The organism is Microbispora rosea (assembly GCF_900156315.1).
GTDB lineage: Bacteria > Actinomycetota > Actinomycetes > Streptosporangiales > Streptosporangiaceae > Microbispora > Microbispora rosea.
On sequence record NZ_FTNI01000024.1, the window covers coordinates 101,518 to 125,266 of the forward strand.

Annotated in this window: 18 protein-coding genes and 1 pseudogene; 3 read left to right on the forward strand and 16 right to left on the reverse strand. The window is 71.9% G+C overall.

Going from position 1 to position 23,749, the window contains the following annotated elements; genetic code table 11:
* Window positions 1-14: 14 nt before the first annotated feature.
* The 7 genes from BXA11_RS29190 to BXA11_RS29220 form a co-directional block, all read right to left on the reverse strand.
* Window positions 15-2,255, reverse strand: coding sequence for a P-loop NTPase fold protein (locus BXA11_RS29190; RefSeq protein WP_076439703.1), 2,241 nt, complete (start codon window positions 2,253-2,255; stop codon window positions 15-17).
* Between the two features lie 110 nt (window positions 2,256-2,365).
* Window positions 2,366-4,954: a CBM35 domain-containing protein gene (locus BXA11_RS29195; protein ID WP_076439705.1), complete on the reverse strand. Its 2,589-nt coding sequence runs from the start codon at window positions 4,952-4,954 to the stop codon at window positions 2,366-2,368.
* A 97-nt stretch (window positions 4,955-5,051) separates the two neighbouring features.
* Window positions 5,052-5,903 (reverse strand): carbohydrate ABC transporter permease, encoded by an 852-nt coding sequence (locus tag BXA11_RS29200; protein WP_076439707.1) that lies wholly within the window; start codon window positions 5,901-5,903, stop codon window positions 5,052-5,054.
* Window positions 5,900-6,853 (reverse strand): carbohydrate ABC transporter permease, encoded by a 954-nt coding sequence (locus tag BXA11_RS29205; protein ID WP_204054004.1) that lies wholly within the window; start codon window positions 6,851-6,853, stop codon window positions 5,900-5,902. The genes BXA11_RS29200 and BXA11_RS29205 overlap by 4 nt, the downstream gene beginning before the upstream one ends.
* 42 nt (window positions 6,854-6,895) lie before the next feature.
* Window positions 6,896-8,230: an ABC transporter substrate-binding protein gene (locus BXA11_RS29210; protein WP_076439709.1), complete on the reverse strand. Its 1,335-nt coding sequence runs from the start codon at window positions 8,228-8,230 to the stop codon at window positions 6,896-6,898.
* A 48-nt stretch (window positions 8,231-8,278) separates the two neighbouring features.
* Window positions 8,279-10,432 (reverse strand): alpha-galactosidase, encoded by a 2,154-nt coding sequence (locus tag BXA11_RS29215; RefSeq protein ID WP_204054003.1) that lies wholly within the window; start codon window positions 10,430-10,432, stop codon window positions 8,279-8,281.
* Between the two features lie 171 nt (window positions 10,433-10,603).
* Window positions 10,604-11,650, reverse strand: a complete 1,047-nt coding sequence (locus BXA11_RS29220) for a LacI family DNA-binding transcriptional regulator (RefSeq protein ID WP_204054002.1) — start codon at window positions 11,648-11,650, stop codon at window positions 10,604-10,606.
* A 104-nt stretch (window positions 11,651-11,754) separates the two neighbouring features.
* Here BXA11_RS29220 and BXA11_RS29225 point away from each other — a divergent pair, with 104 nt between their 5' ends.
* Window positions 11,755-12,612 (forward strand): AraC family transcriptional regulator, encoded by an 858-nt coding sequence (locus BXA11_RS29225; RefSeq protein ID WP_239105248.1) that lies wholly within the window; start codon window positions 11,755-11,757, stop codon window positions 12,610-12,612.
* Window positions 12,613-12,669: 57 nt separating this feature from the next.
* Here BXA11_RS29225 and BXA11_RS29230 read toward each other — a convergent pair whose 3' ends face one another.
* From BXA11_RS29230 to BXA11_RS29255, 6 genes are all read right to left on the reverse strand, one after another.
* Entirely contained in the window at window positions 12,670-13,617 is a 948-nt protein-coding gene (locus BXA11_RS29230; protein ID WP_076439714.1) for a WD40 repeat domain-containing protein, read from the reverse strand.
* 74 nt (window positions 13,618-13,691) lie between these two features.
* Complete coding sequence (locus BXA11_RS29235; protein WP_076439717.1) at window positions 13,692-14,441, reverse strand: SDR family NAD(P)-dependent oxidoreductase; 750 nt, start codon at window positions 14,439-14,441, stop codon at window positions 13,692-13,694.
* Window positions 14,438-15,325 (reverse strand): NAD(P)-dependent oxidoreductase, encoded by an 888-nt coding sequence (locus BXA11_RS29240; RefSeq protein ID WP_076439719.1) that lies wholly within the window; start codon window positions 15,323-15,325, stop codon window positions 14,438-14,440. The genes BXA11_RS29235 and BXA11_RS29240 overlap by 4 nt, the downstream gene beginning before the upstream one ends.
* Before the next feature lie 135 nt (window positions 15,326-15,460).
* Window positions 15,461-16,714, reverse strand: coding sequence for an MFS transporter (locus BXA11_RS29245; protein ID WP_081903767.1), 1,254 nt, complete (start codon window positions 16,712-16,714; stop codon window positions 15,461-15,463).
* A gap of 221 nt (window positions 16,715-16,935) precedes the next feature.
* Window positions 16,936-18,702, reverse strand: coding sequence for a thiamine pyrophosphate-dependent enzyme (locus tag BXA11_RS29250; protein ID WP_076439721.1), 1,767 nt, complete (start codon window positions 18,700-18,702; stop codon window positions 16,936-16,938).
* Between the two features lie 67 nt (window positions 18,703-18,769).
* The gene (locus BXA11_RS29255) at window positions 18,770-19,018 is read right to left on the reverse strand and encodes a hypothetical protein (RefSeq protein WP_143734573.1); all 249 of its coding nucleotides are present in this window, start codon (window positions 19,016-19,018) and stop codon (window positions 18,770-18,772) included.
* 516 nt (window positions 19,019-19,534) lie between these two features.
* Between BXA11_RS29255 and BXA11_RS45830 the strand changes: the two are divergent.
* Window positions 19,535-20,190: pseudogene (locus BXA11_RS45830) on the forward strand (FAD-binding oxidoreductase).
* Window positions 20,191-20,201: 11 nt separating this feature from the next.
* The gene (locus BXA11_RS45835) at window positions 20,202-20,399 is read left to right on the forward strand and encodes a hypothetical protein (protein ID WP_143734574.1); all 198 of its coding nucleotides are present in this window, start codon (window positions 20,202-20,204) and stop codon (window positions 20,397-20,399) included.
* A 44-nt stretch (window positions 20,400-20,443) separates the two neighbouring features.
* On the opposite strand, the gene BXA11_RS29275 is transcribed toward BXA11_RS45835, so the two are convergent.
* The 3 genes from BXA11_RS29275 to BXA11_RS29285 all read right to left on the reverse strand — a co-directional run bounded on the left by BXA11_RS29275 (window position 20,444) and on the right by BXA11_RS29285 (window position 23,711).
* Window positions 20,444-21,481, reverse strand: a complete 1,038-nt coding sequence (locus tag BXA11_RS29275; RefSeq protein ID WP_030509819.1) for a PP2C family protein-serine/threonine phosphatase — start codon at window positions 21,479-21,481, stop codon at window positions 20,444-20,446.
* A gap of 225 nt (window positions 21,482-21,706) precedes the next feature.
* The gene (locus BXA11_RS29280; RefSeq protein WP_239105256.1) at window positions 21,707-22,360 is read right to left on the reverse strand and encodes a potassium channel family protein; all 654 of its coding nucleotides are present in this window, start codon (window positions 22,358-22,360) and stop codon (window positions 21,707-21,709) included.
* A 1-nt stretch (window position 22,361) separates the two neighbouring features.
* Window positions 22,362-23,711, reverse strand: coding sequence for a TrkH family potassium uptake protein (locus tag BXA11_RS29285; protein ID WP_076439774.1), 1,350 nt, complete (start codon window positions 23,709-23,711; stop codon window positions 22,362-22,364).
* Window positions 23,712-23,749: the final 38 nt, after the last annotated feature.

Here is a 23,749-nt window from a genome sequence, read left to right on the forward strand (position 1 = left end):
CCGCCCGCCGGAGACTACGGACGGAGCGGCGCCAGGTCGTCGCCCGCGCCGGAACAGGCGCGGATCACGTCCGGGGTGAGCGTCACCCCCGGCACGCCGCACAGCACCTCATGGAGGTCCTCCGAGGGCGCCAGCTCCCGGAGCGACTCCGGGAGGCCCTGCGCGCCGGAACCTTCCATGATCAGATCGATGGCCTCGGGATGCGCCTCCAGGTAGTCGGCCAACTCCGGCCATCGGATGCGAAGAAGTGTCCACAGCGCGAGGGTGTCGGTCGGCACCAGGCTGCCCTCCAGAACGCGTACGGCACGCAGGACGGTGTAGGTGTTGACGAACCGCTTCATCGCGCGCGGATTGCTGTGCAGCAACCGGGAGAACTTCGCGAGGGCGTGCCGGGAGACGTCCTGTACGCCGGCGTCGAGGATCCGTTCGACCGCCTGCGTGGCCACGATCTCGCGGACCCGGGGGTCGGCTTTCGCCAGCGTCTCCAGCACCTCGATCTCGTCGCTGCTCGCCGTGAGCGCCGCGCGGACCTGGCCGGCTGTGGCAGGCGCGGGCCTCTCGATGCTCACGCCGAGCAGCCGGCCGAAGTACAGGTCCCGGTTGGCCCCGCCGAGCCTGGGCATGGGGACGCTGAGCTGGAAGAGCTTGTCCAGGAACAGGTAGCCGATGGGCCGCCCCGGCTCGGCGACGGCCGATTTGAACGTCTCGTACGCGTTCTCGTAGGCGCAGCGCAGCCAGGCGCCGTCCATCGCGACGACGAAGCTCGGGGCATGCCAGCCGGGGGTGCGGCGCACGGGCCGCCGCCAATGCGCGGGCACGTCGCGGACAAGCGTCTGGACGGAGTCGAGGAAGTTCACGACGTAGTCGGCGGTGCAGCGGTCGAGGTCCTCGACGAGGACGACGATGGGCCGCCCGGCGTGGCGCACGAGCCAGGCGATGTGCTCGGCGACGTCGTTCATGGGATCGGTGTGGGAGTCCTCGAAGGTGCGGGCCCTGCGCGCCGACGCCCACATCGCGTACCTGCTGAGGAGGATCCCGGCCGTCCACAACGCGCCGGCCGCTCCGACGACGGTCGTGACGGTCTTGAAGGCCGGCTCGACGCTGCGGACCGTGATGACGTCTGCCCTGAGCAGCAACGCGGCGAGGAGCGCTCCGCCCACCAGCAGCAGCCCCGACAGCACCTGAGGGGCGCCGTCACGGCGGACGCGCGCCAGAAGCTCTCGCAGGAGGAAGAGGGGACGCCGCCAGCGAGGCCTGTGCTGGACGACCGCCTTGCGGATGGTGACGAGCAACGCCCACCAGGGCGGTTCGATGCGGACGTGCCGCCAGGTGTCGAAGAAGGCCACGATCGAATCGCTGTGCAGTTCGCGGGCGAGCAGCTTGAGCAGGGTGCTCTTGCCCGTTCCCCACGAACCGTCGACGTGCACCAGGAACGACGCGTCGGGGGTCTCCGTCCGCGCGTGACGCAGTTGCCTGGCGAGCACGTTCGCCAGCGCGGTCCGCTTGAGCATGTCGTGGTCGGCCGGTGCGTCGCTGACCCACTGCGTTCGCTCCCGCCCGCCGGACGCGACCTCCGCGGCTCTCCGGCGCCGGCCCTCGGGAGCCCCGGCGGCTCGTTCCGGGGCGGAGCGGACGACGGCGTTGAACTCCGGCCACGTCTCGGCCAGAGCGGGAGCCGGGCTCATGTATCCCGCTCTGCCGCCTTGCCCGTCCGCCGCGAAGATGATGCCGAGCACCGCGCCGAGTTCGGGGCTCCAGACGGGCGCTCCGGAGTAGCCGCCCGTGAACCCGGCGCTGTCGGTCACCTCCAGTTGGACGGCGCCGCTCGGCAGGCTTCCCACCGTGCGCCCGGACACCCAGCGCCCGTCCGGGTAGCCGTTCGGGAAACCGTAGACGCTGACCTGAAGGCCGGGCGGCGCGGAGGCGGCGAACTCGACCGGCCGAACGTCCGGCGGCAGCGCGGTTTCCAGCCGGAGAACGGCGAGATCCCCCGTCGGCGGTTCCGAACCGGCTGCCGCCGACGCCAGGAAGTGGACGCCTGCCCGCGAAGGCCCCGTGCGAAGGAACGGGAAGTCCACCAGCACGGTCTCCGGCCGTTCCTCCTTCCCGCGGGTGATCACGTGCGCGCAGGTCAGCACGAGATCCGCGGCGACGAGGACTCCCGCGCCCGCGACCTCCCCCGTTTCGTCGGCGATACGGGCGACGGCCTGCTCGACTGTTGCCTGCTCGGCTGGGGGCGCCGGGGGTGTGCTCATGGTCACATCGTCCTACGCGCGGACGGGACATGCGGTCCGTCTTGCCCATCGTCCCCGTGGACGCCCGCAGGAGGAGGGCCCGCCGTGCGGGACACGGCGGGCCGTCCCGGTCACTTGGCCGTGTTGTCGACCTCCAGCACGAGCCGCGCGAGCTCGAGCCGGTCGAGGTTGGGCGCGTACGCCGTCGCGTTGCCGAGGACGAGCGCCCCGGAGGCGGTCGTCAGGGTGAGCGGCGTCGCCTGGGACCAGAAGTTGTCCCACGCGTAGCCGTGCCGGAAAACGCCGCGCGTCGTCGCCCCGCCCGTCTCGGTGATGTCGAGGAACCGGCTGATGACGTCGGTGTTGTACGGGTGGCCGGTGTTCCTGTCGGCGTTGGCGTAGTGCGCCACGAGGACGTACTCGCCGGGGCCGAACCCGGCGGGCCGGGTGAGGGTGAGCGTGTTGCCCGCGCCGTTGCCGATGTCGCCCACATAGGCGCCGCCGGAGGCGTTCGAGCCGCTCGTCGCCGGGACGGCGACCACGCGGGCCGCTCCGGCGCGCTGCGCCTGCTCGGCCTCGATCCGGTGGGCCGCTGCGTCCGCCTCCTCGGCCCTGACCGTGGTCAGGCCGCGCAGCCGCAGGCCGGCCGGGCCGCCCACCTCGATCACCGAGACGCCGGCCGGGAGGTAGACGCGGGCCCGGGAGGCCGCCTCGCCGGGACGCGTCGCCCGCACGCCCGCGATCCTTCGCCCGTCCACGCGGACGCCGAGGTCGCCGGCTCGGGCCGCCTTGTAGGAGAAGGTCAGGTCGTAGTAGCCGTCCTCGCTCACGGCGGCGAAGAACGTGGCCCGGGCGTCGCCGCCGAGGGTGACGGCGGCGCCCCTGCCCTCACGGGTGATGCCCGCGCCGCCGGACAACCGGGCCTCGTCGGCCGGGTAGGCCGCCCGCTCGGGGCCGGTGATCTCGGTGAGGTCGAACTTGTCCAGCGTGATGTCGCTGCCCGGCAGCGGGGTCGTGCCGTCGGTGCTGGTGCGCAGGGACAGCTCGTGGGCGCCGGCGGTCAGCTCGACCTCGACGTCGGTGCGGCCGCGGTAGGTCCAGCCGAGGTCGGCCGAATACTGCACGATCTGGTCGAGCTTCCCGTCCACGAACAGCGCGTGCCTGCCGGGGGCCTTGTTCGCGCCCTGGAAGATCCCCAGGCGGTAGCGGCCGTCGCGCGGCACGGTCACCGGGAAGGTGACGGCGGAGCCGGCCGTCTTCATGGAGCCGACGTCCCGCTTGCCGGAGGTCGCGTAGAGCTGCGGGTCGGCCGTGGTGTCCTGGTCGTGCACCTGGGCCGAGGTAAGGCCGGCAGACTCGGCCTCCACCGAGACGCTCCACGGCGCGTCGGCCGCGGGCGCGCCGCCGCTCGACGGGACGATCGTGACCCGGTAGGCGGCCATCACGTCGCCGCCCGGCAGGTCGACCCGCAGCGTCCCGCCGTGCAGGGTGGTCCGGGTGGCCGCGACGACCGGCGGCTGCGTGGCGTCTCCCTCGTAGCCGGACCACGTCGTCCGGGACACGACGACGTCGACCTGCCTGCCGAAGACCGCGGGGTCGAGCCCGGAGAGGTCGAGCCGGACGGGCGCGGCGCCGCCGCCGACCAGCACGGTGCCCCGCCGTACGGAGGGGTCGACGGCCGCGAGGGCCTGGACCGTGTCGGGGACGTCCGGCCGCGGCGGGGTCACCTTCACCGTCTCCCCGGTCAGGTCCGCGTACCACTTGAGCAGCCACCACGCGCCGTTGGCCTGGCGGGTGCGCACCGCGTGGTCGGACAGGTTGCCGGCGTAGGTCCAGAACGCCATGTCGGCGTCCACCTTGGTGTCCTCGAACATGGTGATCCACTGGATCATCTGGCCGGGCACGGACATGTCACGCCGGTTGCCGTACTCGTCGATGTTGATCGGCAGCGGGCCGACGCCGAGGTCGCGCTCCATCCGCCGGTAGTCGTCGTAGTGGCCGCGATAGGCGGCGAGGCTGCCGCGCGACAGTTCGTGCCAGGCCATGATGTCCGGCAGGCAGCTCTTCGCGCCGCACTCGGTGTCCCTGGCCCAGGTGAGGAAGTCGCGCAGGCGGCCGGGGTTGTAGCGGGCCTCGTTGGGGCCGACGATGCGGGCGCCGGGGTCGATCGAGCGGATGCGCTCGACGACCGCCTTCCAGTCGTCGAAGAATTTCTGCTTCATCGTGGACCAGTTCTGGTACCAGATGCCGTCGGGCTCGTTGAACGGCACCCACACGAACCTGTCCTTGTCCTGCGGGCGCTCCGCGACGACCTTGCGCACCATCGCGTCGACCTTGGCGAGGTAGTCGTCGATGCCGAGGTTCTCGTAGGGCCACTTGCTGTAGACGTCCTGCATGTAGACGACGACCTCCTCGCCGCCCGCGGCGAAGAAGCCGTCCGCGATCGTGAGCGCGTCGCCGTTGGGATGCTGGTCGCCGTCCGGAGCCTTCTGCGCGACCGTTCGCGGCCGGGCGCCGGCGACGAGGGGGTCCCCCGGGACGCCCGGGTCGGACAGGCCGTACAGCATGCCGGTCGCGCCGCCGTGGACCGGCCCGGTGCGCTGGGCGAAGTCCACCGCGACGACGTCGGCGGCGGCGGTGGCGGTGTCCGCGTCCGCCGGTCCGGCGACGGGCCCGGCGGTCAGGGCCGCCGCGGCGAGGGCCGTGGTCGCGGCCGTCATGCGGGCACGCCGGGATGACCTTTGTCGGTGCATGGGTGTCCTCTCCTGTTACCGGGACGCGGGGGCGCCCCTGAGGGGGGCTGTCACTCCGCGGCGCTCACTTGACGGCGCCGCTGGTGATGCCGGAGATGATCTTGCGTTGGGCGACGGCGAAGACCACGACGAGCGGCAGGCTCATGAGGATGACGTAGGCGAAGATGAGGTGCCAGTTGTCGAGGTAGAGCCCGGCGCTGGCGACGCGGAAGAGGTTGAGCGGCAGGGTGTCGAGGCGGCCGCCGACCACGAAGAAGGCGTAGAAGACGTCGTTCCACACGTAGAGGCAGACGAGGATCGTGGCGGTGGCCAGGACCGGCCGCAGCAGCGGCAGGACGACGTGGAAGAAGACGCGCACGGGTCCCGCGCCGTCGATCTGCGCGGCCTCCTCCAGCGAGACGGGGATGGTGCGGACGAAGCCGGTGACGAAGAAGATCACGGTGGACATGTAGATGCCCATGTAGACGCCGATCATCCCGACGGCGCTGCCGGCGAGGCCGAGCTGGCGCAGCAGCAGCACGACAGTGACCACCGCGGGAGGCAGGATGATGCCGCTGATGGCGAGCGCGTACAGCACGGCGTTGACCCGGGTGGCGCGCCGGGCGAGGATCCAGGACGCCATCGACCCGAAGACCAGTACGCCGGTCACGGCGGGCACCACGACGAGCAGGCTGCCGAAGAACGCGGCGGGCACCTCGCCCTCGCTCCACACCTCGCCCAGGTTCTCCAGCAGGTGCCAGTGGGTGGGCGGCGTGAGATCCGGGATGAGGGCCTCGCCCCGCGACTTTCCCGCGGTGGCCACGACGAGCCACAGCGGGATGCCGATGGTGACCAGTGCGAGCGCGGTGGCGGCGAACGGCTGCAGGCGGCCGGTCGCGGTGGAGGCGTCGCGGCGGGCGGGGGAGCGGGGCGTCACAGGATCTCCTCGCGCTTGCGCAGGATGCGGATGACGGGGAACGCCATGAGCGACACGAGCAGGAACAGCACCAGGCTCATGGTCGTGGCCTGGGCGAACAGGCCCTGTCCGAAGGTCCGGTAGATGAAGATGTTGAGGATCTCGGTCGTCCGGGCCGGACCGCCGCCGGTGGTGGCCTGCACGATGTCGAAGCCGTTCATGGAGCCGAGCAGGGCGGTGGCGACGTTGAAGGTGATCGCCGGGGCGAGCAGCGGGAAGCGCAGCCGCCGGAACGCGTGCCACCGCGACGCGCCGTCGATGCGGGACGCCTCCATGATGTCCTCGGGGATCGTCTTGAGCCCGGCCAGGTAGATGAGCATGGACAGGCCCATCCACTTCCACGCGTGGACCACGGCGACCACGACGATGGTCCATCGGGTGTCGCCCAGCCAGGCGTAGTTCACGTCGTGACCGACGCGCTGCGACAGCAGCTGGTTGAGGCTGCCCTCGGGCTTGAGCAGGGCCTGGAAGATGTAGCCGACGGCCAGGGCGGACATCAGCACCGGGATGAGGAAGAAGACCCGCAGCGTGCGGTTGACCCACGTGTCGCGCTCCAGCAGGAGGGCCAGGCCCAGCCCGAAGAGGTTCTGGAAGACCGCCACGAGCACGGCGTAGACCACGGTGACGCGCAGCGCGGAGAACAGCGTGCCGCTGGAGGCGAGGTCGGCGAAGTTGCCGAACCCGACCGGCCTGATGGCGCTCTTGAAGCCCGACCAGTCGGTGAACGCGTAGACGAAGTTGAACGCGGTCGGCAGGAAGAAGAACACCAGCAGGATCGCGAGCGCCGGGGCCATGAACCACATCGGGTGGGTCCGGTCCTGCCCGCGGCGCGCGCGGCCGGCGGGACCACGCGGAGCGGGCGGCGGCGCGAGCGGCCGGTCCGGGACGGGGGTGTCCGTGGCAGTCAGCATGGCATGTCCTCGGGTGACTGGCGATGGGCCTGTCGTCGGGCGTCAGAAACCGGCCGCGCCGGCGGCCTTGGCGAGCTGGGCGAACTGCTCCTGCGTGGTGGAGGCCACCTGCTCGGGCGTCATGGTGCCCGTGATCATGTCGGCGAGGTTGATGTACAGGTCCGGGTTGGCCACGGCCAGGGCCTGCATGGAGCCGACGGCCTCGCCGAGGGAGTCGTGCACCTGCCGCAGCGCCTTGGGCACCGAGGCCGGGCTCGGCACGCCGGTCTCCAGGGACACCGTGTTGCGGTCGGCGACGAAGTCCTTGTAGCCCGGGCCCATCCAGAACGACAGGAGCTGGCGCGCGGCGGCCTCGCGCTTGGCGTCACCGGTCCTGAAGGCCACCAGGGCGTTGGACTGGTCGGGGATGAAGGTGCCGACGTTGCCGCTGGGGGAGATCGGGAAGAAGCCGATCCTCTTGTCGAGGGTGGCGGTGTCCGCGGTCGCCTGGAGCTGGCCGAAGAACGAGTTGACCTGCACCGCCATGGCCGCCTTGCCGTCGAGCAGGGCCTTGCCCTGGTCCTCGAAGGTGGCGGTCTTGATGTCCTTGTTGAACAGTCCCTCGTCGATCAGCGACTTGTACCTCTTGATCGCGTCGAGCACGACCGGGCTGGAGAAGGTCTCCTGACCCTTGTTGATCTTCTCCCAGAGCCCGTCCTTGGCGGCGTCGGCGAGCTGGACCTGGACCCACCACTGGGTGGCCCACCGGTCTCCGGCCATCTCGTAGAAGGGGGTGACGCCCTTGGCCTTGAGCGTGCGGGCCAGCTCGATCATCTCGTCGAAGTTCTTCGGGGTCTCGGTGATCCCGTTGGCCTCGAAGACCTCCTTGTTGTAGTAGACGCCCTCGACGGCCGGGCTGGTGATCAGGGCGGCGTACCGCGTGCCGTTCAGGATCCCGGTGATGTCCTTGAGCTGGGGGGCCAGCTTGGACAGCCAGGGGGCCTGGTCGAGCGGCTGCAGGTTGGTCCTGGCGTTGATCGCCGTGAGCATGGACGCGGTCGGCTGCCAGAACGCCAGGTCGGGCTTGTCCCCGGTGGCGACCTTGGTCTGCACGCCCTGCTCGTACGGATCGGGGATGGTGACGATCTCGACCTTGGCGCCGGTGGCCCTGCCGAAGGCGTCGACGACCTGCTTGGGCACGGTGTTGCTGTTCTGCGCGGCCCAGATCGTCAGGGTGACGCCGTCGAGCTTGGCCGTCGGCTCGGCCCAGGTGGCGATGGCCGAGTCGCCCGCGGTGCCGCCGCCGGCGTCCGCGGAGGAGTCCACAGAGGGGTCGCTGCAGGCGGCGGCGCCCGCGGCGAGCACGGCGACGACCGCGAGGGTCTGCCATTTCTTCATGGGTTCGATCTCTCTTCCGGGGGGCGTCCGGACCGCAGGCCCGGGATGTCAGAGCGGGAGGGATGAGTCGGGCGGGGACGCATGTGAGATGCGGAAAATGCGGGCAGAAGGGCCGGGAACCGGCTTGGTGAGGACGAGCCGGCCCCTCTCCTGGTCCCACCCCCCGTCCCAGGCGGGCAGGTGGCGGGGGTAGACGACCTCGACGCCGACCCGGCGTCCGGCGAGGTGCGGGAGGGACAGCGAGGCCGTCGTCCGCTCGTCCGCGCGGCACCAGACGCCGACGTACGTGTGGCCGGGGGTGGTGAGGCCGAGACTGAGCCAGGGGTCGGCCCAGCCCGGCAGCCCCAGCGGCCAGACGGGGACGGCCGTCGCCAGGTCGCCGCGGATGCCCCGGTAGGCGGCGACGGCCGCCCTGACCGCGTCGCGCTGCGCGCCGGTCATGGTGGGCAGGTGGCCGGACAGGTAGAGGCGGCCCAGCATGCCGGTGCACAGGCTGTAGGCGACCTGCTCGTCGTCCATGGCGGGCTGGGGGTAGGCCCAGCTCGCGGACTGCTCCGGCAGGACGGACAGGGGAGCGGCCACCGCGATCGGGGGATACAGCAGGGGGTCCTGCTGGTCGCTGGTGGACTGGAGCTGCATCCGCGACAGCAGGGCGTAGTCCATCCGCATCGCGCCGGAGGCGCAGTTCTCCAGGATCAGGTCGGGGTGGCGGTCCAGCACCGCCTCCAGCCACGCCAGGTGGGCCCGGTTGCAGGCGAGCAGCCCCGCTCCCGGGCTCACGGCGTCCACGTCGGTGCCCGCGCCGGGGTCGATGTTGTAGTCGAGCTTGAAGTAGCCCACGCCGAGCTGTTCCACGAGCCGGTCGACGACCTCGTCGAGATGGGCGACGGCGGCCGGGTGCCGCAGGTCGAGGTGGTAGCGGCCGTGCTCCACGAGCCTCGTGCCGCCGCGCTGCAGGAACGCCCCGGCGGGCAGCTTGCCGGCCATCGGGCTGCGCACGCCGATCACCTCCGGCTCCAGCCACAGGCCCGGGACCATGCCGCGCGTCCTGATGTGGGAGAGCACCTCCTCGATGCCCCGCGGGAACCGCGTCCGGGACGGCTGCCACTCGCCCACGCTGTCCCACCAGTCGCCGTCGTCGTCGTACCAGCCGGCGTCGATGCAGAACACCTCGGCGCCCGCCTCGGCGGCGGCGTCGATCAGCGGGATGAGCTTCGCGGTCGTCGGGTCGCCCATGAGGGTGTTCATGTAGTCGTTGAACACCACGGGCAGGCGGGCCCGGTCCTGATGAGGGCGCACCAGGGCGCGCCGGTGGGCGGTCAGAGCGGCCACCGCGCCGTGGAGTCCTGCCCTGTGGAGTCCTTCGCCGTGCAGCCCGCCGGAGGAGACGGCGACCGACGCCGGGACCGTGGTGAACGACTCGCCGGGGGCGAGGACGGTGTGCCACTGGTGGTCGATGTCGGTGGGGCCGAGCAGCGCGACGTAGACACCGTCCCTGCGCTCGCCGATCTCCCACCGCCACGGGCCGTTGTGCTCGACCTGCCACAGCCACGCCCGCCCGGATTCCCGGTCGAGCAGTCCCGCTGTGGGCAGGTGCTGCCCGGTCGACCAGGTGCCGGTGCTGGTGACCGCCAGGCGGCCCCGGCCGTCCTGGCCGTGCAGTGGCAGGTTGAGGTCGGCCGTCTCCTCGCGCAGCGGGCGTACGCGCCAGCGGCTCTCGCCCAGCCACTCGCTGTCGCCGCGCACGACGTCCAGCCCGCCGGCCGAGCCGGCCGGGAACCCGGCGGCGAACGAGGTCACGCCCAGCACGACCGCCTCGTGGGCGCCGCGGTTGTCGATCGTCGTCCAGGACCGCACGGCCGGCACGCCCTCGGCCGAGCGCAGGTGCGTGTGCGCCTCCAGGCCGGTCTGCTCGTCCCTGAGGGTGATCCGCAGCTCGTGCCACTTCCCGTCGCGGACCTGCTCGGCCCCCACGTAGGTGAAACGGCGGCCGACGGCGGTGTCGGAGAAGCGGTGGGAGGCCCGCGCCCGTCCCTGCCCGGCCAGCAGCACCTCCACGAGAGGCTGCGCGGGCGATCTCGGTACCGGGCCGCCCGCGCTCAGCTCGCGGATGCCCACCACGCCGTCGGGCGATATGGCGATCACCACCCGCAGTGCCGAGTGCCCCCACACCAGGCTGGTCTCGGTGTGCCGTGAGTTCAACTGCGTCTCCTGACGATCGCGCCGGGTTCTCCGGAGCAGGTGTGTGACCGGTCACATCGACATAAATGCGAGTGTGACCGGTCACACAATCGAGGGGAAGGGCCCGTTACGGTGTTGTTAACAACATCCGGCGCCGCGCCGGGGCCCGCCATCGGCCGCCGCGGACGCGGCTCAGCCGCGCGGCGGCGCCGTCGACTCGCGCACCACCAGCCGCGGCGGCGTCAGCGACACGGCCGGCTGAGGCTCCCCGGCGAGCTCGGCCAGCACCGCCGCCACCGTGGCGCGGCCCAGCCCGGCGAAGTCCATCTCCACGGTCGTGAGCGCCGGCGTCCAGTACTTCGAGCCGGGCACCCCGTCGAAGCCCACGATGCTCACGTCACCCGGCACGTCCTTGCCCGCCTCGAACAGGGCGCGGCGCACGGCCAGCGCGATGTCGTCGTTGCCGCACAGGATCGCGGTCACGCCGGGGTCGGCGGCCAGGACCCGTCCCGCCTCGTACGCCGACCGCACGTCCCAGCCCGCCGGCACCACCGGCGGGACGGCCGCCCCGGCCTCGTCCAGCGCGCGGCGCCAGCCCGCGAGACGTCCGCTGTGCTCCGACTCCGACGGGATGGCCACGTGGTGGACGGTCCGGTGTCCCAGCGCAAGCAGATGCCGCGTCGCCTCGGCCGACGCCTGCTGCTCGTCCAGGCAGATCGCCGGGCGGCCCACCACGGGCACGCCGGGCTCGATCGCGGCCGCCGCGGGCAGGGAGTCGGGGAGCGCGCGCAGCACCGCGATGCCGGCCGCGTCGAACGCGATCACGATCACACCCCCGGCGCTCGGATCGCTGACGTAGTCGGCGGCGTTGCGCACGTCGATGTCACGGTCCGACTCGATCACCCGCACCCCGACGGCCAGGCCCTCGACCCGGGCCGCCTCCTCGATGCCCTGCAGCGTCGAGGCGTAGCCGTACAGCATGGTGTCGGAGGTGACCACCGTCACGCCCCGCGCCCGTCCCGTCCCCAGTGCCCGGGCCACCCGGTTGGGCCGATACCGCAGCCGTTCGATGACCTCCATGACGGTCCGCCGCGTCTCGGCGCTCACCTTGGGCGAGGCGTTGAGCACCCGGGACACCGTCTGCCGGGACACGCCCGCGGCCGCCGCGACGTCCCGGATGCTCGGCGCCGTCTCCCGGCCGGGCCGCGGCGAGGGCACCTCAACAGGGGTTTCGTTCACGCCCCCATCGTGATCGGTGGGGCGAGCCGGGGTCAAAACCGCCGCCTCCCGCTCCGGCGGGACGTGCTCCGGCCGCCGGCCGCGAACGCCTGTAGTCTCGGCGCGTGCGGCACGAGTCACCGGACGGCGGTGCGGGCCTGCGACGGCATCTGCCGGACGGCGGGACCCGGCCCGGCCATCGGCTGCGGTTCGGCTCCGGCGCGGCGGGCATCGAACGGCTGGAGGCGTCGCTCACCGGCGAGGGCTTCGCCACGCACCGCCACGACACGTACGCGATCGGGATGACGCTGCGGGGCGTGCAGACGTTCCGCTATCGCGGTGAGCAGCGGCACTGCCTGCCGGGGGAGTGGCACGTCCTGCACCCCGACGAGCCGCACGACGGCGTGGCGGGCACCGACGAGGGGTTCGCCTACCGGATCGTCTACCTCGATCCCTCCCTGGTCCAGGACGCGCTGGGCGGGGCTCCGCTGCCGTTCGTCGCCGATCCCGTGATCGGGCGGCGCGACGCCGACCCCGCGCTCGCCGCGTGCCTGCGGGACATCGACGAGCCGCTGGGCGAGGTCGAACGGCTCACGCTCACGCTGCGGGTGGTCCGCACGCTCGTGCGGCACTCCTCCGTACGGCCGGGCAGGCGGGCTCCGCTGGCGCTGGAGGCGCTGGCCCGGGTGCGCGACCTGATCGCCGGCGATCCGACGGTGCGGCGCACGCTCGCGGAGTTCGAGCAGGTCTCGGGCCTCGACCGGTGGACGGTCGCGCGGCAGTTCCGTGACGCGTTCGGCACCAGCCCGACCCGCTTCCGCACGATGCGGCAACTCGACCTGGCCCGCCTGCTGCTGCGCGACGGCGTGCCCCTGGCCGAGGCGGCCCAGCTCGCCGGCTTCGCCGACCAGGCCCACATGTCGCGCATGTTCAAACGGGCCTACGGCCTCACGCCCGCGAAGTGGACCGCCGCGCTCGCCTGACGGATCGGCCCGGCCGGATACGAGCCGTGCGGTCGTCGACACAGACCTCCCGGGCCGTCACTCGGCGAGGACGTAGCCTCCCACCGAGGACGGGATGACGAAGGAGTCGATCCGCCGCAGTTGGTGCGTGGAGCGGTTCACCCGATACCAGGTGTGCGTCCTGCGCAGGTCACCGTTCACGTGACGATCGGAGCGGGTCAGCACGTCGAGATGGCCCGCTCTGTCCCAGCGTGCCGTCAAGGCGGTCTCGCCCTTGCGGAGCCGGATGGGGATGCTGGTCCTCTTCGCGGTGGCGAGGTTGCGGGTGAGGACCACGTTCTTCACGGAACCGCCGGTCTTCGTCCACTTCGGGGCGGCCACGGTGACGCCGTCGGGGCCGAGGTCGCCCCGCATGTACACCGACCGCCGTAACTTCACCGACCACGTGCCGGTCGCGTAGAGCACCGCCCTGCGGTTGTCGCCCGCCATCATGCGCTTCCCGTCCGGGCTGAAGTCCCAGGTCTGGTATCCCCTCGGCAGGGTGAACACCTTCCCGGTGGTCGTGTCCGCGACCCGGTTGACCCCCCGTTCGGAGGCGTCCACGCCGCGCATGCCGAGGAACCGGCCACCCGGAGAGAGGGTGAGCGCGTCCATCCGGAGGTCGTCCGGCCATGTCACCGTGGGAACCTCGCGCGCCCTGCCGGTCGCGGCCTCCCAGATCGTGAGCACGCCGTCCTTCCCCGCGAAGTACGCGGCCTGCGCGCCGTCCTGGGAGACGGCGATCACGCCGGCGACGGTGTACTCGTCGGGCGCCACGGTCCTGCGGGCGTAGGGGAGCGCGACGACACGGCCGTTGCTCAGCCAGAGCTTCAACGGGCCGCACGGATGGCGGCCGCCGTCGGCCTGGAGGCAGGACCCGAGACCCGCGTAACGGATCACGGGCGGGGCCGCCGCGGCCCCGGCCTGGGGGGTGGTCATGAACGGCACGGCGGCCAGCACCGCGGCCGACGCTACTCGGGACAGCATCCCGACATCTTCGCATGATGCCGACATCAAGGATGGCGGTCGCGTTCGATCCGTCTTCCGGGGCCGGTGACGGCCTAGAGTCCGCCGCCGACGTCGAGGACGGTGCCGGTGACGTAGGACGCCTGGTCCGACAGCAACCAGACGACCGCATCGGCGATCTCCTCCGGCCTGCCGGGACGTCCCATCGGGATACGGGCCGCCACCCGCTGCGCCCGTCCCGGTTCCCCGGCGCGGGCGTGGATCGTGGTGTCGATCGTTCCCGGCGAGACGGCGTTGACCCGGATGCCCGCCGGGGCGAGTTCTCTGGCCAGTCCCACGGTCAGTGTCTCGACCGCCGCCTTGGTCGCGGCGTAGGCGACGTACTCGTTCGGCGAGCCGGTGCGCGCCGCGATCGAGGAGACGTTGACGATGGCGGGCCGGGTCGCCGGTGTGCCTGCGGTCCAGCGCCGCGCCGCCTCGCGGCACAGCCGTACGGGCGCCACCAGGTTCACCTCGACGACCCGCCGCAGATCGGCGTCGGTCAGATCGGCGAACGGCCCGATCCTGCCGGTCACGCCCGCGTTGTTGACCAGGCCCGCGACCTCGCCGACGGACTCGGCCAGTTCGAACAGCCTTTCCGGCGCGTCCTCCTCGGTCACGTCGAGCCGTACGCCGCGGGTGAGGGCGCCGGAGCGGCCGAGCTCGGCCTCCAGCGTCTCGGCTTCGGCGTCCGAGCTCGAGTGCGTGAAGACGACGCCGTATCCGTCGTCGCACAGGCGCCGCACCGTGCTCCGGCCGATCCCGCGCGTGCCTCCGGTGACGATGACGATCGGGTGAGCGGTCATCCGCGTGTTTCCTCCTTGTGCGTCCTGGCCTCGATCGCGTGGACGACGGCGGCCATGTCCAGATCGCCGTGGCCCAGGGCGAGGGTCTCGCCGAAGAGGGCGTGGCAGACGTCGAGCAGCGGCGAGGCGACGCCGGCCCCGCGTGCCGCCTCGGCGATGAGCCGGTTGTTCTTCAGCACGTCGGCGATGGCGGCCTGGGCGGCGAAGTCACGCCCGGCCAGCTTGACCGCCTTCACCCGCGACACGTCGCTCGCCATCTGGCCCGAGTTCAAGACGTCCACGAGCAGCCCGATGTCGAGGCCCTGGCGCTCAGCGAAGTGCAGCGACTCCGCGAGGCCGGTGACCGTGGTGATCAGGAAGATGTTGACGGCGAGCTTCGTCAGCAGCGCCTTGGGTGCGGGCCCGCACACCACCGTCTTGACGCACATCGGCTTCAGCAGCGGGCGGACCTCCTCCACGGCCTCCGGCCGGCCGGCGAGCATGGCCACCAGTCGCCCCTGCTCGGCCGGCACGCGGGAGCCGGAGATCGGCGCCTCGACGTAGCCGCCCCCGGCCGCGAGCACGTCGGCCTCCAGCCCCGCCGAGTAGGCGGGGGAGGTCGTGCCCATGTGCACCACGACCCGGTCCGCGACGTTGCGGGGGAAGGCGGGCGTGCCCCGCTCCAGCACCGCGTCGATCGCGGCCTCGTCGGCCAGCATGAGGATCACCACCCGCGCCCGCCGGAACACCTCGGCCGCGCTGCCGGCCACCTCCGCGCCCGCGGCGCGCAGCGGCTCGCTCCTGGCGGCCGTGCGGTTCCACACCACGAGGGGGGTTCCGGCACGGACCAGGTTGAGCGCCATGGGCCGCCCCATGATCCCGAGACCGACGAAACCCACGTTCATCCGTTCGCCTCCCCGCGCACGTCCCGTGCCGCACTGGCGGCACGCCGGGGACCGTTGTAGCCCATGGCGCGGCGGCGGTCTTGAACGATTGTGCCCGTACGGAGACTGCTCACCCTACGCGGGCCGCTACCGCCGTCACGAAGCGGCCGGCTCGCGCCGGCTCAGCGCCTCGTAGACGAGGGTGCCTGCGGCCACGAGGGCGACCACGGCGGCGTAGACCAGCGAGGTTCCCCGCAGGCCCTGCGTGGTGATGGCGATCCCGGCGATCAACGCCGGGATGCTGAAGGCCAGGTAGCTCACCACGTAGATCGCCGAGATCAGTGCGGCTCGCTCGTGCGGCGCCGCGAGCTGGCTGACCGTCCGGAAGGCGCCGAGGTAGGCCGGCCCCCACCCGGCGCCGGCGACGAGCGTCGCCGCGACGAAGGCGGTCAGCGAAGACGACGCCACGGCGACGATCAGCAGGATCGTTCCGAGGAGGAGCAGCAGCGTTCCCTCGCGCTGGAGACGCTCCGGCGCGCGCTTCCTGAGCAGCACCGACACGAACGCCGAGACCGCGGCGAGCGCTCCGAGCGTGAGGCCGATCGCCGCGTGGTTGTGCTCGTCGAACACCGTCGCGAGCAGCGACGCCCCGACGGAGAGGATCAGTCCGCCGAGCATCCAGGTGGAGAGCATGACGGGGGTCGCGCGCAGGAACGCACGCTTGGCCGGGGTGGGGACGAGCACCTTCGGGCGCAGCGCGGCGGCGGCTCCGGGGGTCCGCGCGACGGTTTCCGGCAGCACCGCCGTCGCGACCGCGAGGCCGATGAACGCCGCAGTGAGAATCACGAAGATCAGCCGGGTGGGGTGCGGCGCGTACTGGATCAGCACGCCGCTCCCGATCGTGCCGATGCTCAAGCCCGCGGTGGTGGCCGCGCCGTTGACGAGCGATCCGAGCCGCGAGCCGTCGGTGGGTTGCAGGTCGAGCAGGAACGCACCGACCACACCGATCGCGGCACCGGTCGCGAGGCCCTGGATGACACGGGCGGCGAAGAGGGCGGCGACGCCGTGCGCGCCGAGGAAGACGGCCATCGCGGCCGCCTCGGCGACCAGCGCCGCGGCGAGCACCGGGCGGCGGCCCAGGAAGTCGGAGAGCCGTCCCACCGTGAGCAGGCTGACCAGCAGCGCGAGCACGTAGACGGCGAAGATCGCCGTCAGTGTGAGGGCGCTGAAGCCGAACTCGGCCTGGTACACGGGATAGAGCGGGCTCGGCGCACTCGATGCGGACAGCAGGATGGCGGTGGTGCCCGCCACCAGCCAGAAGGCCGCGGTGCGCGGCAGCGCCGGGAGGCCGCGGCGTCTCACCGCCGGGGTGTCGAGGGCGTGCTGTCGTTCGTGCAAGCGACTTGTCATCGTGGCTCCGGCCTGACGTTCGAAATAGATCGAACGCTTGTAACCGCTCCGCCCCCGCATTTAGTTCCAAAAAACTCGAAGTATTCGCCCGCCGAGACGCGTGACCTTCGCCACTCCGCGCTCACGCCGCCGAGCCGGCCGTCACCCTGCCTGATCCGTGCGGCCGGCCGGGAACGGGTCCCGCGGGTACGCCTGGTCGCGCTGCGGGTCGTACGGAACCGTCAGGACAGCAGCTCGCTGATCTTGTCGCGGGCGACCGTGGCGAGGACGCCCGCCTTGTGCGGCTGGCCGCGCAGGAACGCCTCGGTGAAGTGCTTGGCCTGCTCGTACGTGACCTTGCCCGGCATCGGCGGCTCGTCGGGGTTGACGTCGCAGTCCACCAGGGCCGGCCCGTCGTGCGCCAGCGCCTCGCGGATCGCGCCCGGCAGGTCCTTCGGGTCCTTGATCTTCGCGCCGTACGCGCCGCAGGCGCGGGCCCAGGCGGAGAAGTCGGCCTCGGGCTGCCGGTGCCGCACGGCGTACTCGGGGTAGCCGAGGATGATCTGCTCCCACAGGATCTGCCCGTAGCTGTTGTTGTTGTTGATCACGACCTTGATCGGCAGGTCGTGCCGTACGGCCGTGAGGAAGTCGGCCATGAGCATGGCGAACCCGCCGTCGCCCACGAAGGCGATCACCTGGCGGCCGGGGAAGGCGTGCTGCATCCCGATGGCGTACGGCAGGCCCGGGGCCATCGTGGCGAGGTTGCCCGACAGGTAGAACTCCCGCCCGCCGCGGATCGTCCAGTGCCGCGCGGCCCACGTCGCGATGGTCCCGGAGTCGCAGGTCAGGATGGCGTCGTCGGACGCCGCCTCGTCGACGCAGCCCATGAGGTACTGCGGCGCGACGGGGTCGCGGCCCGGGTCCTGCAGCGCCTTCATGTCCTCCCGCCAGGCGTCCATCTTGCGCTGGTACTTCTCCAGGAACGACCGGTCCTCGGCGGGATCCAGCAGCGGCAGCAGCGCCCGCAACGCGAGTCTGGCGTCGGCGGCGACCGGGGCCTGCGTCGGCCGGCGGATGCCGAGCAGGGTGGGGTCGGTGTCGATCTGCACCACTTGGGCCTGCCCCTCGGGCGGCAGGTACTTTCCGTAGGGGAAGGACGTGCCGACCATGAACAGCGTGTCGCACTCCTCCATGAGCTCCTCGCTCGGCGCGGTGCCGAGCAGGCCGAGCCCGCCGGTGGTGAGCGGGTGGTCGTCCGGCACCACGAACTTGCCGGGCAGGCTCTTGACGATGGGGCTGGCCAGCCTGTCGGCGACCGCCAGCACCTCCTCGCGGGCGTGCCGCGCGCCGACGCCGACGAGCATCGCGATCTTCCTACCCCGCCGCAGCACCTCGGCCGCCCGGGCCAGATCATCCTCGCCCGGCCGCAGCGGCGGGAGCGAGCAGGTCGTCAGGCTGGCGGGCGGGGTGCCGGGGCCGATGTGCCGGTACGGGTCCTCGCTCGCGGGCGCCACCTGGATGTCGTTGGGGAAGGTCAGGTGCGACACCGTCCGCTTGGTCAGCGCGTTGCGCACCGCGAGGTCGACCACGCCGGGCATCTGCTGCGGATTGGTGACCATCAGGTTGTAGGCGGCGAGGTCCTGGTAGAGGCGGTCGAGGTGGACCTCCTGCTGGTAGTGGGTCCCCAGCACCGAGGTCTCCTGCATGCCCGTCAGGGCCAGCACGGGCACGTGGTCGAGCTTCGCGTCGTACAGGCCGTTCAGCAGGTGGATGGCGCCCGGCCCCGAGGTCGCGGCGCACACGCCGAGACGGCCGGTCGCCTTCGCGTAGCCGGTCGCCATGAACGCGGCGGCCTCCTCGTGGTGGACCAGGATGAAGCGCAGCTTCTCCCGGTGCCGGCGGAAGCCCTCCATCAGGCCGTTGATCCCGTCACCGGGAAGCCCGAAGATCGTGTCGACCCCCCACTCCACCAGTCGCCGGGCCAGGCTCTCACCCACGATCTCGGTCATGTCCGCCTCCGATCGACATCGGTCGTACGGGCGCCCTCGCTGATCGGCGGCGCGTCCGGGCGTGCCCTCAGCGGCCCCGCGCTCTGCCTCTCGCGGCCGGCGCGGTCCGGTGACCGCTCCACCAGCCGAGGACGTACGCGGCGACGAGGCCGGCGGCGACGGCGAGCTGCTTCGGAGACGACAGGGCCGACTTGGCCTGCTTCAGAGCGCCCTTCGGGTCGGCCACGGCGCCCGCGACGCTGCCGATCGCCGACGCCAGGGTGTCGCCCGCGCTCTTCACCGCGTTGCTCTGCACGTTCATCATCGATACCTTCATGATCGGCTCCGGCATCGAACGGCTCGCCCGGGTGGCCCTTCCCGCCGCCGATGCCCATAAACGACGCCGCAGGTCACGGTGGCTTTGTGGGCAGCAGACCCGCATATCGCACGGTTCGCATGGACGTATCCCCACCGCGCTTTCACCCGCGCCCGCGGTCCTGGCCGCCCTCCGCGGGAAGGGTCGCGCCAGAGGCCGCCGCAGAGGCTGCCGCCGGTCCGCGGCGCACGCGGCCGGACGGCGAGATCCGCGAGGAGGCGGAGATCACCCGTGTCTTCCCGAGACCGCCGCCGTCGGCGCCGTCCCGCGCGTGGCCGGGGCGCGGAGGCCAGGAACCCGCCGCTTCCTCCGTACGCCGGGGAACTGCGCGACCGGCTCACCGAGGCGATCGCGGGCGAAGTCGGGTTCGGCGGCGGCGACCGGGCCGTGTACGCCTACGACGCGTCCGTCTACCGGCAGGTGCCGGTCGGCGTGGTGACGCCCAGGGACGCCGCCGACGTCGAGGCCGCGCTGGAGGTGTGCCGACGCTTCGGCGCTCCCGTGCTCGCGCGCGGCTGCGGCACCTCGATGACCGGGCAGGCCGTCAACGGGGCCGTGGTGTTCGACTTCACCCGCCACATGGACCGCATCGTCGAACTCGCCCCCATGCGGCACACCGCGCGGGTGCAGCCCGGCGTCGTCTGCGACCGGCTCAGGGACGCCGCCGCGCCGTACGGCCTGACCTTCGGCCCGGATCCCACGACCACGCGACGATCGGCGGCATGGTCGGCAACAACTCCTGCGGCACCCACTCCCTGACCGCGGGCAAGACCGTCGACAACATCGAGGAACTGGAGATCGTCACCTACGACGGCACCCGCATGCGGGTCGGCGCCACCGGCGAGGACGAGCTGGAGTGCGTCATCGGGGCAGGGGGGGGCGGCGCGATCCGCCGGGGCCCGCCCGTCATCCCCCGCCGGGTGTCCGGCTACAACCTCGACGCGCTGCTCCCCGAGAACGGCTTCCACGTCGCGCGGGCGCTCGTGGGCTCGGAGGGCACGGCGCCCGGGGAATGTGCATCACCGACCCGAGAAGCTGCGCCGACCAGATGTACGAGGCGCTCTCCTGGGACGGTCCGGTCATCGTCGAGTGCCTGGTCGACCAGCACGAGCCGCCGCTCCCGGCCAAGGTGAAGAGCCACCAGGTGCGCAAGCTGACCGAGGCGCTGGCCCAGGGCACGCCCAACCGCAACCGCATCGCCCTGCAGATGGTGAAGGACATGCTGGACGAGTCGAGCTTCGCGGCCAGCCCGGCGCACGCCGTGCCCCGCAAGGTCGGCCAGGCCGCGGCGACGCTGGTGGGCAGGCTCCGCGACCGCGCCAGGGGCGAGCACCCCGAGTAGGGGCCGCGCTCGGCCGCGGTGCCGGCCTCACCCGGATGACAGGCTCATCCGGGATGACGGCGGAGCAGGAGCATCGCGGCGTCGTCGAGGAAGGGGCCGCCGACGTGGCGCAGCAGGTCGGCGCGCAGCGCGTCGAGGGCCACCTGGGGATCGGCGCCGCGCAACAGATGCGCCCGCTCCGCGAGCGGGTAGAAGTGGCCGTTGCGGTCGCGGCACTCGATCACGCCGTCGGTGTAGAAGAGGATCTGGTCGCCCTCCCCGAACGGCACCCGGTGGGGCTTGGGCCGCGGCGAGCCGAGGGCGCCGAGCCCGAGCGGGAGGGCCTCCTCCTGCGGCTCCGCGAAGTGGACGCCGTCGCGCCGCAGCACGAGAGGGGCGGGGTGGCCGCAGTTGAGCAGGGAGATCTCCCCGTCGTGGACCTCCGCGAGTATGGCGGTGACGAACTTCTCACCGCTCAGGTGCCGGGCCAGACTGGTCTCCACACGCTCGACCACACCGGCGAGTTCGGACTGGTCGTAGGCGGCCTCGCGGAATGCGCCGAGCACCCACGCCGCGGTCTCGACCGCCTCCAAGCCCTTGCCCTGCACGTCGCCGATGAGGATCCGTACGCCCTCCGGGGTGGTCACCACCTCGTAGAGGTCGCCGCCGATCTGGGCCTCCGCCGCGGCGGAGGTGTAGGAGAGCGCGATCCGCAGGTCGCTCGCGCGGCGGGGGACCGGGCGCAGGAGCACCCTCTGGGCCGCCTCGGCGACCAGGCGGAGGTTGGCCAGCTCTCGTTCGCGCCGGTTGCGCAGTCTGCTGGCCAGCATGCTCGCGGCGGTGACGCCGACGATCGCCGCGAGGGTGAGATAGTTGCTCGTCCGGCCGAGCAGGCCGTCGTACACGGCGAGGGGGACGCAGATGGCGAGGGCCAGCACCCCCACCAGGGCAGTGCGGCGCACGCCGCCCGCCACCGAGGCGAAGGCCGGGCCCAGCGTGAGGAGCGCCAGGAAGCCCACACGGGGTCCGGTGATCAGGTCGACCACGACGACCAGGAGAATCGCGATGAACGGCAACGCACGCAGGATGCTCTGGGAACTCATCGCGACTCCATAGCCGGCCCCCACGTCAGCACATGATTCCTTTGATGGCTTTACTCTTCCCGCCTAGTGAACGCGGCACTCCCCGATGGCCGCGACGGATAGCGCCATTTCCGGCCGGTCGGTCAAGGCGCGGCGGGCCCCACCTGATCACTACGAGTAGTGACGTTACTCGAATTCGTGACGCGGTGACCGGTAAAGCCGGACATCCGGCTTTCCCCCACATCGTCACGGCAGCTCCGCGAAGCGCTCGACCTGGTCCGTGCGGCCGGACACGATGATGACGTCACCGTAGCCGAGTTCGGTCTCGGCGGTGGCGTAGGTGAACTCCTCGCCCGGCCGCTTGACCGCCACCACCGTCACCCCGTACTTGCGGCGCAGGCTCGACTCGCCGAGGGGGGTTCCGACGTACTCCTTGGGCGGAAGGGTCTTGACCAGGACGAAGTTCTCGTCGACCTCCAGGTAGTCGAGCATCCGCCCGCTCACCAGGTGGGCCACGCGCTCGCCCATGTCGTGCTCGGGGAAGACCACGTGCTGGACCCCGATCCGGCTGAGGATGCGGCCGTGCTGGCGGCTCACGGCCTTGGCCCAGATGTCTTCGATCTCCAGCTCGACCAGCAGCGACGAGGCGAGGATGCTCGCCTCCAGGTCGCTGCCGATGGCGCACACCGCGCGGTAGAAGTCCGGCAGGCCGAGCTGGCGCAACGCCTCGGGGTCGGTGGCGTCGGCGGTGGCGATGTGCGTGATCTGGCCCGCGAGGCTCTGCACCACCTTGGGGCGGTGGTCGATGGCGAGCACCTCGGTGCCGCGCCGCACCAGCTCCAGGGCGAGCGCGGTGCCGAAACGGCCGAGACCGATCACCGCCACGGGGTCGTTTCTCATGTCAGCCAACGATGACCTCCTCCTCCGGTAATTCATAGCGGCGGGTGCGCTCCTTGAGCGCCAGGGCGGAGCCCAGCGTGAGCGGGCCGATCCGGCCGACGAACATCAGCAGCGTGAGCAGCACCTGCGCGGCGGGGGAGACGGCGGAGGCGACGCCGACGGACAGCCCGGTCGTGCCGAAGGCGGAGACGACCTCGAAGAGCACCCGGTCAAGGGAGTGCGGCGTCAGCACCAGCAGGACGTAGGTGAAGAGCGCGACCAGGGACACGCTCAGCACGGTCAGCGAGACCGCCTGCCGCTGCGCCGCCTCGGTGAGGCGGCGGTGGCCGATGTTCACCCTGCTCTCGCCGCGCAGCTCCGCCCAGACGATGAACATGAGCAGGCCCAGCGTCGTGACCTTGATGCCGCCCGCGGTGCCCGCGCTGCCCCCGCCGACGAACATCAGCAGCTCGGTGACGAGCCAGCTTGAGGGGTGCATCTGCGTGATGTCGAGGCTGTTGAACCCGGCGCTGCGCGGCATGACGGCGGTGAAGAACGAGGCGAGCATCTTGCCCTGTTCGTCCATCGGCCCGAGCGTGCGGGGGTTGGTCCATTCCGTGACGAGGAAGACCAGGGTGCCGCCCGCCAGCAGGACGGCGGTGACGGCGAGCGTGATGCGGGTCAGCAGCGACCAGCGGCTGGGCCGGCGCCAGGACCGGCGCAGCTCGAACACCACGGGATAGCCGAGCCCGCCCACGATCACCGCCGCCGCGACGGTCAGGCAGACCCAGGGGTCGGCGGCGAACCTGACCAGGCTGTCGGGCCACAGCGCGAAACCGGCGTTGTTGAATGACGAGACCGCGTGGAACAGGCCCAGGTAAAGGCCGCGCCCGACGGGCTCGCCGTACCCGAGCACGAACCTGAGCGTGAGAACGGTTCCCACGACGGCCTCGCAGGTCAGGTTGAAGAGCACCACCTTGCCCACCACGCGTCGCAGGTCGCTGCCGTTGAGCACCCTGGTTTCGGCCTGCGCGGACAGCCGGGCCCGCAGGCCCAGCCTGCGGGAGACGAGCAGGGTGAAGACGGTCGCCAGGGTCATGATGCCGAGGCCGCCCACCTGGATCAGGACGGCGATGACCGCCTCGCCGAACGCCGACCAGTGCGTGGCCGTGTCGACGACGGTCAGCCCGTTCACGCACACCGCCGACGTCGCGGTGAACAGGGCGGTGAGCCAGTCCGCGGGCTTCCCCGAGGTCGTGGCGAGCGGACTGGACAGCAGGACGGTTCCCAGGATGATCGTCACCCCGAACACCGTCGTGATCACCTGCGCCGGCTGGTGGAAGCGCGCCACCACGGCCCAGAACACCTTCATGCGCAGCCCCACCACGCGGGCGTCCCGCGCCCGTCGCC

Coding starts and splice junctions, on each gene's coding strand:
- BXA11_RS29190 (WP_076439703.1), bottom strand. CDS start 2,255: ATGAGCACACCCCCGGCGCCCCCAGCCGAGCAGGCAACAGTCGAGCAG.
- BXA11_RS29195 (WP_076439705.1), bottom strand. CDS start 4,954: ATGACGGCCGCGACCACGGCCCTCGCCGCGGCGGCCCTGACCGCCGGG.
- BXA11_RS29205 (WP_204054004.1), bottom strand. CDS start 6,853: ATGCTGACTGCCACGGACACCCCCGTCCCGGACCGGCCGCTCGCGCCG.
- BXA11_RS29210 (WP_076439709.1), bottom strand. CDS start 8,230: ATGAAGAAATGGCAGACCCTCGCGGTCGTCGCCGTGCTCGCCGCGGGC.
- BXA11_RS29230 (WP_076439714.1), bottom strand. CDS start 13,617: ATGCTGTCCCGAGTAGCGTCGGCCGCGGTGCTGGCCGCCGTGCCGTTC.
- BXA11_RS29235 (WP_076439717.1), bottom strand. CDS start 14,441: ATGACCGCTCACCCGATCGTCATCGTCACCGGAGGCACGCGCGGGATC.
- BXA11_RS29240 (WP_076439719.1), bottom strand. CDS start 15,325: ATGAACGTGGGTTTCGTCGGTCTCGGGATCATGGGGCGGCCCATGGCG.
- BXA11_RS29245 (WP_081903767.1), bottom strand. CDS start 16,714: ATGACAAGTCGCTTGCACGAACGACAGCACGCCCTCGACACCCCGGCG.
- BXA11_RS29250 (WP_076439721.1), bottom strand. CDS start 18,702: ATGACCGAGATCGTGGGTGAGAGCCTGGCCCGGCGACTGGTGGAGTGG.
- BXA11_RS29255 (WP_143734573.1), bottom strand. CDS start 19,018: ATGAAGGTATCGATGATGAACGTGCAGAGCAACGCGGTGAAGAGCGCG.
- BXA11_RS29275 (WP_030509819.1), bottom strand. CDS start 21,481: ATGAGTTCCCAGAGCATCCTGCGTGCGTTGCCGTTCATCGCGATTCTC.
- BXA11_RS29280 (WP_239105256.1), bottom strand. CDS start 22,360: ATGAGAAACGACCCCGTGGCGGTGATCGGTCTCGGCCGTTTCGGCACC.
- BXA11_RS29285 (WP_076439774.1), bottom strand. CDS start 23,711: ATGAAGGTGTTCTGGGCCGTGGTGGCGCGCTTCCACCAGCCGGCGCAG.